Source organism: Bacillus sp. FSL H8-0492, from assembly GCF_038006145.1.
GTDB classification, from domain to species: domain Bacteria; phylum Bacillota; class Bacilli; order Bacillales; family Bacillaceae_G; genus Bacillus_A; species Bacillus_A mycoides.
Genome location: NZ_JBBOUP010000001.1, coordinates 945,389 through 959,550 on the forward strand (window position 1 = coordinate 945,389; position 14,162 = coordinate 959,550).

At 37.8% G+C, this 14,162-nt stretch carries 11 protein-coding genes and 1 other annotated feature; of the genes, 9 read left to right on the top strand and 2 right to left on the bottom strand.

The window, feature by feature from the left end; translation table 11 throughout:
* The first annotated feature begins 238 nt into the window (after positions 1 to 238).
* The 9 genes from MHH66_RS04740 (at position 239) to MHH66_RS04780 (ending at position 11,808) form a co-directional block, all read left to right on the top strand.
* A complete protein-coding gene (locus MHH66_RS04740) occupies positions 239 to 1,132 on the top strand; it encodes a cation diffusion facilitator family transporter (protein ID WP_063219497.1) in 894 nt (297 codons plus the stop codon).
* Positions 1,133 to 1,233: 101 nt separating this feature from the next.
* Positions 1,234 to 3,555 carry a single-stranded-DNA-specific exonuclease RecJ gene (recJ, locus tag MHH66_RS04745; RefSeq protein WP_078184457.1) on the top strand — a complete coding sequence of 774 codons (2,322 nt, stop codon included), beginning with the start codon at positions 1,234 to 1,236 and terminating at the stop codon, positions 3,553 to 3,555.
* A gap of 65 nt (positions 3,556 to 3,620) precedes the next feature.
* Positions 3,621 to 4,133, top strand: coding sequence for an adenine phosphoribosyltransferase (locus MHH66_RS04750; protein ID WP_002015305.1), 513 nt, complete (start codon positions 3,621 to 3,623; stop codon positions 4,131 to 4,133).
* Between the two features lie 211 nt (positions 4,134 to 4,344).
* Complete coding sequence (gene relA, locus MHH66_RS04755) at positions 4,345 to 6,528, top strand: GTP diphosphokinase (RefSeq protein WP_002167636.1); 2,184 nt, start codon at positions 4,345 to 4,347, stop codon at positions 6,526 to 6,528.
* Between the two features lie 17 nt (positions 6,529 to 6,545).
* Positions 6,546 to 6,986, top strand: coding sequence for a D-tyrosyl-tRNA(Tyr) deacylase (locus MHH66_RS04760; protein WP_002015302.1), 441 nt, complete (start codon positions 6,546 to 6,548; stop codon positions 6,984 to 6,986).
* A gap of 268 nt (positions 6,987 to 7,254) precedes the next feature.
* Positions 7,255 to 7,431, top strand: a complete 177-nt coding sequence (locus MHH66_RS04765; protein WP_001242605.1) for a hypothetical protein — start codon at positions 7,255 to 7,257, stop codon at positions 7,429 to 7,431.
* Positions 7,432 to 7,485: 54 nt separating this feature from the next.
* Positions 7,486 to 7,716, top strand: a binding site (T-box leader).
* Between the two features lie 69 nt (positions 7,717 to 7,785).
* Positions 7,786 to 9,057 (top strand): histidine--tRNA ligase, encoded by a 1,272-nt coding sequence (gene hisS / locus MHH66_RS04770; RefSeq protein ID WP_033713424.1) that lies wholly within the window; start codon positions 7,786 to 7,788, stop codon positions 9,055 to 9,057.
* A gap of 12 nt (positions 9,058 to 9,069) precedes the next feature.
* Positions 9,070 to 10,845: an aspartate--tRNA ligase gene (aspS, locus tag MHH66_RS04775; RefSeq protein ID WP_078184456.1), complete on the top strand. Its 1,776-nt coding sequence runs from the start codon at positions 9,070 to 9,072 to the stop codon at positions 10,843 to 10,845.
* Between the two features lie 195 nt (positions 10,846 to 11,040).
* Complete coding sequence (locus MHH66_RS04780; RefSeq protein WP_000903181.1) at positions 11,041 to 11,808, top strand: tRNA threonylcarbamoyladenosine dehydratase; 768 nt, start codon at positions 11,041 to 11,043, stop codon at positions 11,806 to 11,808.
* A gap of 156 nt (positions 11,809 to 11,964) precedes the next feature.
* On the opposite strand, the gene MHH66_RS04785 is transcribed toward MHH66_RS04780, so the two are convergent.
* Positions 11,965 to 12,606: an RsfA family transcriptional regulator gene (locus MHH66_RS04785; protein WP_002034101.1), complete on the bottom strand. Its 642-nt coding sequence runs from the start codon at positions 12,604 to 12,606 to the stop codon at positions 11,965 to 11,967.
* Between the two features lie 37 nt (positions 12,607 to 12,643).
* Positions 12,644 to 13,930, bottom strand: coding sequence for a replication-associated recombination protein A (locus MHH66_RS04790; RefSeq protein ID WP_078184455.1), 1,287 nt, complete (start codon positions 13,928 to 13,930; stop codon positions 12,644 to 12,646).
* Positions 13,931 to 14,162: the final 232 nt, after the last annotated feature.

The following is a 14,162-nucleotide window of genomic DNA, read 5'->3' on the forward strand; positions in this document are numbered from 1 at the left end:
AAGAATGAAATGGAATAAAGTGGTGATGTTATCGCTGATTTTGTTAAAATAAAGTGAAACTTTAATAAGTGGGGGTTTTGTTCATCCCCACTTATTATTAGCCCTCACCAATCGGGCTTTTACGGGCAGTTGATCTCCCACCTAACTTCCTTGTATTTGCTGGATTTTGAGGTGGGGGGCTTACTGCCCGCAAATAGCGGGATAAAAAGATAGGTTAAGAAAAGAAGGGATTTCAATTATGGAAAAAGATGAACGTTTTAAACAGGCCGAGTTTGGTGCTATTGTCGGAATCGTTGGTAATATTATATTAGCGATTGTAAAAGCGGTAATTGGTTATATTGGAAACAGTAAGGCACTTTTAGCGGATGCGGTGCATTCTGGATCAGATGTAATTGGCTCGTTAGCTGTATTTTTTGGATTACGAGCGGCAAAGCAACCGCCTGATGAAGATCATCCGTATGGTCATGGTAAAGCGGAATCGATTTCAGCGATTATTGTTGCGGTATTATTATTTATTGTTGGAATAGAGATAGCGATTTCGTCTATAAAAGCTTTTTCACAAGATTTGGAACCACCAAAAGGAATTACGATTTTTGCAGTTATTCTTTCGATTGTAGTGAAAGAAGGGATGTTTCAGTATAAATATCGATTAGGGAAGAGGATAAATAGTGCTGCAATTATTGCAAATGCATATGAACATCGTTCGGATGTGTTTTCTTCAATTGCAGCTTTAATCGGCATTTGTGCAGCTATTATCGGCGGTAAGTTAGGTATAGATTGGCTTGTATATGCCGATCCAATTGCGGGATTATTTGTTTCAATTCTCGTTGCTAAGATGGCGTGGAGTATTGGAGCAGAAGCTATTCATGCAACGCTCGATCATGTTCTGCATGAAGAAGATGTTGTTCCGCTTAGGGAGGCAGTTTTTCAAGTGGAAGGTGTGAAAAAAATCGGCTCTTTATATGCAAGAGAACATGGCCACTATGTTATTGTCGATATTAAAGTATCTGTAGATCCATATATCACTGTAGAAGAAGGTCACCGCATCGGAAAACATGTAAAAGAAAAACTTATGAAACAAGATAACGTACAAAACGTTTTTGTACATATTAATCCGTATTCTCCAAATTAAACATAACGGATATTTAATTATATAGATATCGAATCGTAGTTTGCATTATATTGTCACCCCTTAATCTGTCTTGTATAATGGATAGGTTAAGGGGTGATTTCGTGTTACAACCGAAGACGCGTTGGAAAGAAAAAGAATATAATGAGGAACTAGTGAGTGAATTAGCAAATAAATTGCAACTATCACCTCTTGTGACTTCATTATTTCTTGGCAGAGGCTTAAATACAGAAGATAAGATTGTAGACTTTTTAAATACAGCAGATCAAGAATTTCATGATCCATTTTTACTTGAAGGAATGGATCGGACTGTAGAACGTGTGAAAAAAGCTATTGAAAATGGAGAGCAAATATTAATATTTGGCGATTACGATGCGGACGGAGTAAGCAGTACGACTGTGTTATATCTTGCTCTCAAAGAATTAGGTGCAGAAGTAGAGTTTTATATTCCAAATCGTTTTACTGAAGGCTATGGGCCAAATGAAGAAGCGTTTCGTTGGGCGCACAGTGCAGGGTTCTCACTAATTATTACTGTCGATACTGGTATCGCAGCGGTACATGAAGCGAAGGTAGCGAAGGAACTTGGAATAGATCTTATTATTACAGATCATCATGAGCCACCACCAGAATTACCAGAGGCACTTGCGATTATTCACCCGAAATTAGAAGGCGGTGTTTATCCGTTTCATTATTTAGCGGGTGTTGGTGTTGCATTTAAAGTTGCACATGCACTTTTGGGCCGTGTGCCAGAGCATTTGTTGGAAATTGCAGTAATCGGTACGGTAGCCGATTTAGTATCGCTTCATGGTGAAAATAGATTGTTAGTACAGCGTGGACTGAAGCATATGCGAATGACTCGGAATATCGGTTTAAAGGCGTTATTTAAAGTCGCTAACGTTTCGCAAAGCGAAATTACAGAAGAAAGCATCGGGTTCGCACTCGCACCTCGTATTAATGCAGTTGGTCGTTTGGAAGATGCAACACCTGCTGTACACCTTTTATTATCAGAAGATCCAGAGGAAGCGAAAGAGCTAGCTGAAGAAATTGATGAGCTGAACAAACTTCGAAAAGATATTGTAAAGCAAATTACTGAAGAAGCTATCGCTGAAGTCGAAAATAATTTCCCGCCAGAAGAAAATAAAGTATTAGTCCTTGCAAAAGAAGGTTGGAATCCAGGGGTAATTGGAATTGTCGCTTCTAAGTTAGTTGAACGTTTTTATCGTCCAACGATTGTATTAAGCATTGATCCTCATAAAGAAACAGCAAAGGGATCGGCTCGTAGTATTGCAGGATTTGATTTGTTTGCAAACCTTTCAGATTGCCGTGAATTGTTACCGCATTTCGGAGGTCATCCGATGGCAGCGGGAATGACACTTAATATGAATGATGTGGATGAATTAAGACGCAGGTTAAATGAGCAAGCAGATGTAATTTTAACAGCAGAAGATTTTATTCCGATTACAGCAGTGGATGCATTTTGTAAAGTAGAGGATGTAACGCTTGCCGCGATTGAGGATATGCAAAAGTTAGCGCCATTTGGCGTAGGAAATCCGAAACCGCGTATTGCGGTGAAAGATGCCGACTTAGAAAGTATCCGTGCAATTGGATCTGATGGTTCGCATTTAAAAATGGCTCTTCGTGATGGACAAGCAACACTGGACACGATTGGATTTGGATTTGGTACTTATGCGAAAGAAATCTCTCCAGTTGCGAAGGTTTCTGTAGTAGGAGAAGTGTCCATTAATGAATGGAATAACTTTAAAAAGCCGCAATTAATGGTGCAAGATATTGCTGTAGAGGCATGGCAATTATTTGACTGGCGTAGTATGCGTAATGTAGAAGCAAATTTAGCAGAACTTCCGAAAGAAAAAATAACATTGGTGTATTTTTCTGAAGAGGTATTGAATAAATTTTCTTTAGAAGGCTATAAAGAACAGCTCGTGCATGCATCAGAGGTAGCTCATTTTGATGATCAATACATTGTGCTACTTGATTTGCCGAAAGGAATAGATGAATTAGGTGATGTATTTAAGGCTGGATTCCCAGCTCGAATTTACACGCTATTTTATCAAGAGAATAATCATTTATTTAGTACGGTCCCAACGAGGGAACATTTTAAATGGTACTATTCTTTCTTAAGCCAAAAAACACCATTTTCTTTAAGGCAATATGGGGAACAACTGTGTCGTCATAAAGGTTGGTCAAAAGATACAGTAAATTTCATGACACAGGTGTTTTTTGAGTTAGAATTTGTTACAATAAAAGACGGTGTCATTTTTATGGCAGACAAAAAACAAAAGCGTGATTTAATTGAATCGAACACATATCGTGAGAAAATGAACCACTTACAATTAGAGAAAGAATTGGTTTATAGCACATATCAGCAACTATATACATGGTTTGAAACGATTCGTGATCATAAATAAGTAGAACAGTTAGGGTAAAGGATTTGTATTTACAAACCTTTTATATCTGAGGAGGATTCAGAAATATGGATTTCAAGCAACATATCGCAATTGTACCAGATTATCCGAAAGAAGGTATTGTGTTTAAAGACATTACACCTTTAATGAACGACGGAAAAGCATATAAAGCAGCAACAGATGCAATCGTTGAGTATGCAAATAAAAGAGACATTGATGTTGTAGTAGGACCAGAAGCGCGTGGTTTTATTATTGGTTGCCCAGTTTCTTATGCATTAGAAGTAGGTTTCGCACCAGTTCGTAAATTAGGAAAATTACCACGTGAAGTAATTACAGTTGACTACGGTAAAGAATATGGAACGGATGTTTTAACAATCCATAAAGATGCAATTAAGCCCGGCCAACGTGTATTAATTACAGATGACTTATTAGCTACAGGTGGAACAATCGAAGCGACAATTAAACTAGTTGAAGAACTTGGTGGAGTTGTAGCAGGAATTGCATTTTTAGTAGAGCTTACTTACTTAGATGGTCGTAAAATGTTAGATGGTTACGATGTATTAGTATTAGAAAAATACTAATCATTATATAGGTGAAACTACGGTGATAAAAAAGTACCCGTGAATCTCTTGGAGAGGAGCGGGTACTTTTGTATAATTGCACAAAAAAACATGGTGAAATGTCAGTAAAATCTTTTCCTTTTCACAATTCACAATCATTGGGTTATAATGATAGAATATAATTTATTCTATTCAATAAAGATAAAGTCAATTTTCAATAAAAGGTGATTCGATGGCAAATGAGCAAGTACTAACAGCTGAACAGGTACTCGAGAAAGCAAGTCAATATTTAGCGGATGAAGATATTGAGCTAGTGGCACGTGCCTATGAATATGCGCGTGATGCACATAGCGAACAATATAGAAAATCGGGTGAACCATATATTATTCACCCAATTCAAGTTGCAGGTATTTTAGTTGATTTACACATGGATCCAGCTACAGTATCGGCAGGTTTCTTACATGATGTAGTGGAAGATACAGAAATTACATTAGAAGACATTGAACGGGAATTTAATAAAGAAATCGCTATGCTTGTCGATGGTGTTACAAAGCTTGGAAAGATTAAATACAAATCCCATGAGCAGCAACAAGCAGAAAACCATCGCAAAATGTTTATTGCAATGGCTCAAGATATTCGAGTTATTTTAATTAAACTAGCTGATCGTCTTCATAACATGCGTACATTGAAACATTTGCCTCAAGAGAAGCAGCGTCGCATCGCAAATGAAACGTTAGAAATCTTTGCACCTTTAGCACATAGACTCGGAATTAGTACTATTAAATGGGAGTTAGAGGATACGTCACTTCGCTATTTAAACCCGCAGCAATATTATCGTATTGTGAATTTAATGAAGCGTAAACGTGCAGAGCGTGAAGAATATTTAGATGAAGTAATGACTGGCATTCGCGAGAAATTAAAAGAGGTTTCAATTCAACCTGAGATTTCTGGAAGACCAAAACATATTTACAGTATTTATCGTAAAATGGCATTGCAAAATAAACAATTCAATGAAATTTACGATTTACTAGCTGTACGTGTCGTTGTGAATAGTATTAAAGATTGCTATGCGGTGCTTGGAATTATTCATACGTGCTGGAAACCAATGCCAGGTCGTTTTAAAGATTATATTGCAATGCCGAAAGCAAATTTATATCAATCTCTTCATACGACTGTAATTGGACCAAAAGGTGATCCGCTAGAAGTGCAAATTCGTACGAAAGAAATGCATGAGATTGCAGAATTCGGAATCGCGGCACATTGGGCGTATAAAGAAGGTAAAGCAGCAGAAACAACGGGTACATTAGAGAAGAAACTAACTTGGTTCCGTCAAATATTAGAATGGCAAAATGAAGCTTCTAATGCAGAAGAATTTATGGAGTCATTAAAAATTGATTTATTCTCTGACATGGTATTCGTCTTTACACCAAAAGGCGATGTAATGGAATTACCACTTGGCTCTGTTCCAATTGATTTTTCGTATCGTGTCCATTCGGAAATTGGAAACAAGACAATTGGTGCAAAAGTAAATGGGAAAATGGTGACGCTTGATTATAAGTTGAAAACTGGTGACATCATTGAAATTTTAACATCGAAACATTCGTATGGTCCAAGTCAAGATTGGGTAAAGCTTGCTCAAACATCTCATGCGAAAAATAAAATACGTCAATTCTTTAAGAAACAACGTAGAGATGAAAATATTGAAAAAGGCCGTGAACTTGTTGAAAAAGAAGTGCGTGGCTTAGAGTATGAGATGAAAGAAGTATTAGCGCTTGATAATTTAAAACGTGTCGCTGAGAAGTTTAACTTTGCAAATGAAGAAGATATGTTTGCAGCAGTTGGATATAACGGAATTACAGCAGCGCAAATTGTTACGCGACTAACGGACAAGTTCCGTAAACAACGTGAAGAAGAAGACATCGTTGAAGTTAAAGAAGTTCGTAAACCGATGAAAATTCGAAAATGGGATTCTGGTGTAAAGGTAAGTGGTGCAGATAATTTGTTAATTCGTTTATCAAAATGCTGTAACCCAGTTCCAGGCGATGATATCGTTGGGTATATTACGAAAGGTCGAGGCGTATCAATTCACCGTTGCGATTGCGTCAATGTGCATACAGAAGAAGCGGTGGAGCGTTTATTAGAAGTAGATTGGGAAGGTAGTCCTGAAAAAGAAATTGAGTACAATGTTGATATTGAAATTTCAGGCTATGATCGTCGTGGTTTATTGAATGAAGTATTACAAGCTGTTACAGAAACGAAGACGTATATCTCAGCTGTTTCTGGTAGAAGTGATCGTAATAAGATGGCAACGATTAACATGTCGATTTCTATTCGAAACTTACAACACTTGAAAAAAGTAGTAGAGCGCATTAAACGTGTTCCAGAAATTTATGCCGTACGACGCATGATGCATTAATAGGGAGTGTAGAAAAGATGAGAGTTGTTTTACAACGATCAAAGGAAGCGTCTGTCACAGTAGATGGCGAGATTGTAGGACAAATTCCATTCGGTTTAACATTACTAGTTGGCATTACGCATGAAGATACAGAAAAAGATGCAACTTATATCGCAGAAAAAATTGCAAACCTACGTATTTTTGAAGATGAGAGCGGAAAGATGAACCACTCTGTACTTGATATGAAGGGACAAGTTCTATCTATTTCGCAATTTACATTATACGGAGATTGCCGTAAAGGAAGACGTCCAAACTTTATGGATGCTGCGAAACCTGATTATGCAGAACATTTATATGATTTCTTTAATGAAGAAGTTCGTAAACAAGGACTACATGTGGAGACAGGACAGTTCGGAGCAATGATGGACGTTTCTTTAATCAATGATGGTCCGGTGACCTTAATTGTAGAAAGTAAATAGTGTTGCCGGGGAAGAGAGGATTATAGGTCCTCTCTTTTTTCATACATTGTTGTATGTTTTGTTCATTTATCCCGCTATTTGTGGGAGATCCACTGCTCGTAAAAGCCTGATTAGTGAGGGCTAATAATGAGTGGCGATGGACAAAACCCCTATTCATTAAAGTTTCACTTTATTTGGAATCAATAGCTGTTTTGGTTATGTATAACTCTTTCATCAATATGGAACAATAAAAAGTAAAACATCTATATTGAATGTGAGGGATATACGTATGCGTATGAATGAAAAAGGGCATTCTGTTACAAATGGTGCAAATCAACTGTTTAACGTAAATTTTCATGATTTTATTTCAAAAGAGCAAAACAATACTTCAATGGAGCTCGCTTCTGAGTTTGGGATTTCTCTTCAAGATGTAAAGCGTCTAAAGAAGCAGATTGAGCGCTCTTAGAGTACTTGACAATCCTACTCAACAAACGTATAGTAATTTTATATTTACATATGAATATAACCGTTGATAGAGAAGAGTAAATGAGACACACATGGAAAGAGAAGAAATGTCTTAGGCTGAAAACATTTCTGCATGATGACTGATTGAATGACACTCTAGAGGTTTCAACTTGAACGGCATATATGCTTATTAGGGATGAACGCACATTTAAGCGTTATTAAAAAAGTGGAAGCATACGTGCTTCAATTAGGGTGGCACCACGGGTATAATACTCTCGTCCCTACTGTTCAAACAGTAGAGGCGGGAGTTTTTTTATTTTTATTAAGATTAAAACAATTTGAGGAGGAACTGAATATGTCTATTCAAATCCCACGCGGAACGCAAGATATTCTTCCAGGTAGTGTTGAGTTATGGCAGTATATCGAAGGGCAAGCACGCGAAATTTGCCGTCGTTACAATTATAAAGAAATTCGTACACCAATTTTTGAGCACACAGAGCTATTTTTACGTGGTGTTGGTGATACGACAGATATCGTACAAAAAGAAATGTACTCATTCCAAGATCGTGGAGAGCGTAGTTTAACATTACGTCCAGAAGGTACTGCACCTGTTGTACGTTCTTACGTTGAAAACAAAATGTTCGGTGATGCAACACAACCAACGAAATTATACTATATTGGTCAAATGTTCCGTTACGAAAGACCACAAGCAGGTCGCTATCGTCAATTCGTACAATTCGGTATTGAAGCAATTGGTAGTAACGATCCAGCAATTGATGCAGAAGTAATTGCACTTGCTGTAGAGTTTTACCGCGGTATGGGCTTGAAAAATATTAAAGTTGTATTAAATAGCTTAGGTGATGCAGCGAGTCGTCAAGCGCACCGTGATGCGTTAATTGCTCACTTTGAGCCGCGCATCGGAGAATTCTGTTCTGATTGCCAATCTCGCTTAGAAAAAAACCCTCTTCGTATTTTAGACTGTAAGAAGGACCGTAATCATGAATTAATGAGCACGGCACCATCTATTACAGAATACTTAAACGAAGATTCAGCAGTATACTACGACAAAGTACAAGAACTACTAACGATGATGGATGTTCCATTTGAGAAAGATCCGAATTTAGTACGTGGTTTAGACTACTACCAACACACTGTTTTTGAAATTATGAGTGAGGCAGAAGGTTTCGGTGCTATCACAACATTAAGTGGTGGTGGCCGTTATAACGGACTTGTACAAGAAATCGGTGGACCGGAAATGCCAGGTATTGGTTTTGCGATGAGTATTGAGCGTTTAATTATGGCGCTGAAGGCTGAAAATATTGAGTTACCAATTGAACATAGTATTGATTGTTACGTTGTAGCACTTGGTGAAAAAGCGAAAGACCGTGCTGCAAAAGTTGCGTTCGATCTTCGTAAAGCTGGATTATCAGTTGAAAAAGATTATTTAGATCGCAAAATGAAAGCACAATTTAAATCTGCAGATCGTTTAAATGCGAAATACGTAGCTGTATTAGGGGAAGATGAGCTAGATAAAGGCATCATTAACTTAAAAGATATGGCAACAGGCGGACAAGAAGAAGTAGCGTTAGATGTATTTGCTTCATATGTAGCAGAGAAATTAATATAGGGGGAACTTAAAGTGGCTGAAAGAACACATGCATGCGGGAAATTAACAGTAGAAGCGGTTGGACAAACAGTTCAATTAAAAGGTTGGGTACAAAAACGCCGTGATTTAGGTGGATTAATCTTTATCGACTTACGTGACCGTACAGGTATCGTACAAGTTGTATTTAATCCAGAAACATCAAAAGAAGCGTTAGAAGTAGCAGAAACGATTCGTAGCGAATACGTATTGCACGTAGAAGGTACAGTTGTTGAACGTGGTGAAGGCGCAATTAATGATAATATGGCAACTGGTCGTATTGAAGTACAAGCATCGAAAGTAAATGTATTAAACGCAGCGAAAACAACGCCAATCATTATTGCTGATGATACAGATGCATCAGAAGATGTGCGTTTAAAATATCGTTACTTAGACTTACGTCGTCCTGCAATGTTCAACACATTCAAAATGCGTCATGACGTAACGAAAACAATTCGTAACTTTTTAGATACAGAAGAGTTCTTAGAAGTTGAAACACCAATTTTAACGAAGAGCACGCCAGAAGGAGCTCGCGACTATTTAGTACCAAGCCGTGTGCATGATGGTGAATTTTATGCATTACCTCAATCTCCGCAGCTATTTAAACAGCTTCTTATGGTCGGTGGATTTGAGCGTTACTATCAAGTAGCACGTTGTTTCCGTGACGAAGATTTACGTGCGGATCGTCAACCGGAATTCACGCAAATTGATATCGAGGCATCATTCTTAACACAAGATGAAATTTTAGAAATGATGGAGCGTATGATGACGAAAGTCATGAAGGATGCAAAAGGTGTAGAAGTTAGTGCACCATTCCCTCGTATGAAATATGCTGATGCAATGGCTCGCTTTGGTTCTGATAAGCCGGATACACGCTTTGAAATGGAACTAAAAGACCTATCTGAATTTGCAGTAGGTTGTGGATTTAAAGTATTTACAAGTGCTGTAGAAAACGGCGGACAAGTAAAAGCGATTAACGCAAAAGGTGCAGCGAGCAAATACTCTCGTAAAGACATCGATGCATTAACTGAATTCGCCAAAGTATACGGTGCAAAAGGTCTAGCTTGGCTTAAAGTTGAAGAAGACGGCTTAAAAGGACCGATTGCGAAATTCTTCGGTGAAGAAGAGGCAAACGTGTTAATGAGTACATTAGAAGCGGATGCTGGTGACTTATTACTATTCGTAGCAGATAAGAAAAGTGTTGTTGCAGATAGCTTAGGTGCACTTCGTTTACGTCTAGGTAAAGAACTTGAGTTAATTGACGAAAGTAAATTTAACTTCCTATGGGTAACTGATTGGCCACTTCTTGAGTACGATGAAGATGCAGGTCGTTACTTCGCAGCTCACCACCCATTCACGATGCCATTCCGTGAAGACGTTGAGTTATTAGAAACAGCACCAGAAAAAGCACGTGCACAAGCATATGACCTTGTATTAAACGGTTATGAGCTTGGTGGTGGATCACTTCGTATTTACGAGCGTGACGTACAAGAAAAAATGTTCAAAGCACTTGGATTCTCACAAGAAGAAGCACAAGAACAATTCGGATTCTTATTAGAAGCATTCGAATACGGTACACCACCACACGGCGGAATCGCATTAGGTTTAGACCGTCTTGTTATGTTACTTGCAGGTCGTACGAACCTTCGTGATACAATTGCATTCCCGAAAACAGCAAGCGCAAGCTGCTTATTAACAGAAGCGCCAAGCCCAGTTGCAGAAGCTCAGCTTGAAGAGCTAAGCTTAAAATTGAGCTTGAAAGAAGAGAAGTAAGAATAGAGTCTAGATGGTTATACTAACCCCATCTAGGCTTTTTTTATAGAGGTTGTTTAAAAAGTCCGGTTTACATTATGTTTTCCTTGTTTGAAATATGTATTTTTAGGAATTCTATAACTTTTTCTATACAAATAGTCGGAAAAAGGCTAGAATACATGGTAGACCATTTTTGTAATAGGAGTGTAGAGCTGAATGTTACATCAATTTTCACGTAATGAATTAGCCTTTGGAAAAGAAGGCCTTGAAATATTAAAAAATAGTACAGTCGGTATTTTAGGTATTGGCGGCGTAGGATCATTTTCGGCAGAAGCGTTAGCACGTTCTGGCGTAGGACGTCTTGTATTAGTTGACAAAGATGTTGTAGATATTACAAACGTAAACCGTCAAATTCACGCGTTAGTATCTACTGTAGGACGTTCAAAAGTAGAATTAATGAAAGAGCGTATTGCAGATATTAATCCAGAGTGTGAAGTAATTGGACTAGAGATGTTTTATACAGATGAAACATATGAAGAGTTCTTTAAACACGGTTTAGATTTCGTAGTAGATGCATCTGATACGATTACGTTCAAAATTCATTTAATTAAACAATGTTTACGTCGTAAAATCAAAATTATCTCATGTATGGGTGCGGCAAATAAAATGGACCCAACTCGTTTCCGTATTGCGGACATTTCTAAAACACATACAGATCCAATTGCGAAAGTAATTCGTACGAAGCTTCGTAAAGATGGTATTAAAAAAGGTGTAAAAGTTGTCTTCTCTGACGAAAACCCAATCGTAATTCGTGAAGAAGTACGTAAAGAAATCGTACCAGACGAAAATGCAAAAATTCGTAAAGCGAAATTACCACCTTCTTCAAATGCGTTCGTACCATCTGTGGCTGGTTTAATTATGGCAAGTCACGTTGTACGTGAGCGTATTAAAAACGTAGAAGTGAAGCGTGTAGGGCAAGAATAAAAAGGAAGCATATATCGTTTAGGATATATGCTTTTTGTATGTTTTAAAGAAATGTCGATGTCGAATCGTTAATATAATTTCATTTACTGTGGTGCTTTTTCACTAAGGGAAAATAAACAGGGATGTCACTTAGTTGAAAAAGTGGCATCCCTGTTTTTAGTTTTCTGCAGAATATATAATATCTAAATTTCCATTTTGATCGGTTTTGAAAATCGGAGCAATTTGCTCTTCTTGTTCTTCGACCGAAACAAGTTTTCGAGCACGATCCATAATTCTAACAAGCATTGCATAATCTTCTTCGATTGCTTGTTGTTTTTTTGTGAGAACAGCTAATTTTGCTTCAAGTTCATTATTCATTTTTTGCAGGGAAGTGAGCTGATCTTGTAATACGTCATTTTCAGTTTGTAACTTTGCGAGTGAAGGGTTATTGTGCTCCAAGTTTTGCAAAAATGAGATGACATTTTGCATTGTAAGATCTTGTTTATTTGGGACAATATCTTCTGAAAACTCGGCATCGATTACGAGCTGCCGAGTTTGTGTGAACTGCTCTTTTTCTATTTTAGCTTCCGAACGCTTTAATTCTTTACGTTGTTTTTTTGCGATCTGCACCGCATCTTCATAATATGGTCTTACTTCAGCATTCCATCTAAAGCCACAAGCTGCTGAAGTTCGGTTTAATGTATCACCAACTTCATCGAATGCTTTTATTTGTGTACTTCCGCTGCGAATATGTCGTAAAACAGTTTCTGCTAAAAGGAGATCGTCTTCTTTTGTCCATGCATCTTGACGTGTTTTCATAAGCGAACCCTCCGTAATGGTGACGTTTTCGCTTATATTACCCTTTATTCTTCGTTTTATGCGAACTTTGTAATCTTTCATAAACAGTAGAAAGTACTTGTTCGAATTTTCCTGTCGTTTTCGGTTTATAATATTGCTTGTTTTTAATTTTATCAGGTAAGTATTGTTGTTGTACCCAGCCATTTGGGTGATCGTGTGGATATAAGTATCCGATGCCTCTTCCTAACGATTCGGCTCCTTTATAATGACTATCTTTTAAATGACTTGGAATATCGCCTGTTTGGCCATTACGTAAATCGTGTAGTGCGGCATCGAGTGCTTTATAGGCCGAGTTTGATTTCGGTGATAGACAAAGTTCAATAACAGCATTTGCAAGTGGTATGCGTGCCTCTGGGAAGCCGACCCGTTCAGCTGATTCAATCGCTGCAAGTGTACGTTGTCCAGCTTGTGGGCTAGCAAGTCCGATATCTTCATATGCCATAATAAGCAGACGTCTACCGATGCTTTGTAAGTCACCAGCTTCAATAAGACGTGCTAAATAATGAAGTGCGGCGTTCACATCACTTCCGCGTACTGATTTTTGAAAAGCAGATAAAACGTCATAGTGAGCATCGCCACCTTTGTCGTGAACGAAACTCTTTTTCTGTAAGCATTCTTCTGCGATTTCAAGTGTAATTTCCGCGGCTTTGTCGTCAGTTGTAAAGCTAGATAAAACAGCTAGTTCAAGTGCATTATAAGCTGAGCGCATATCTCCGCCTGACGCATTTGCAAAGTGATGTAATGCTTCATCCGTAACAGTTACATCATATTCCCCAAGCCCTTTTTCTTTATCTTCAAGCGCTCGTTTTAAGCCAATTAAAATATCATCTTCTGTTAATGCGTGTAATTCGAAGATTTGACAACGACTTCGAATAGCAGAATTAATAGCATGGAACGGATTGCTTGTCGTTGCACCAATTAAAGTAAGAAGTCCGCTTTCTAAATGGGGTAATAGAAAGTCTTGCTTCGCTTTATCTAGCCTATGAACTTCATCCAAAATTAAAACGAGGTGCCGATGCATCTTCGCTTCCTGTACGACAACTTCCATATCTTTTTTATTATGAGTAACAGCGTTTAAGAGGCGAAACAGGGTTCCAGTACTTCCTGCAATTGCGCTAGCGATTGATGTTTTTCCTGTGCCTGGAGGACCGTATAAAATCATTGATTGAAAATGATTTGCTTGGACCATACGCCATAAAATCTTGTCTTCACCAACTAAATGCTGTTGTCCGATAATTTCTTGAATATTTGTAGGGCGCATTCGATGTGCGAGTGGTTGTTTCATTTGACCCTCTCCCTTAATGTATAATCTCATTCTATCGTATCATTTTTTTTGATGAAATTTGAAATAGGATGCTGTTTTGTGGGGAAAATGAATATGAATATTCCTATTTTTCTTTCAATTGTAATAATTTCCGAGTTTTTCAATGTGATTTTATGTTATCATTTTGATACACAAGTTGAAATTTCTTATAATACTATATTATGCTATAATTTCATAGGATTTTAAATTGTGT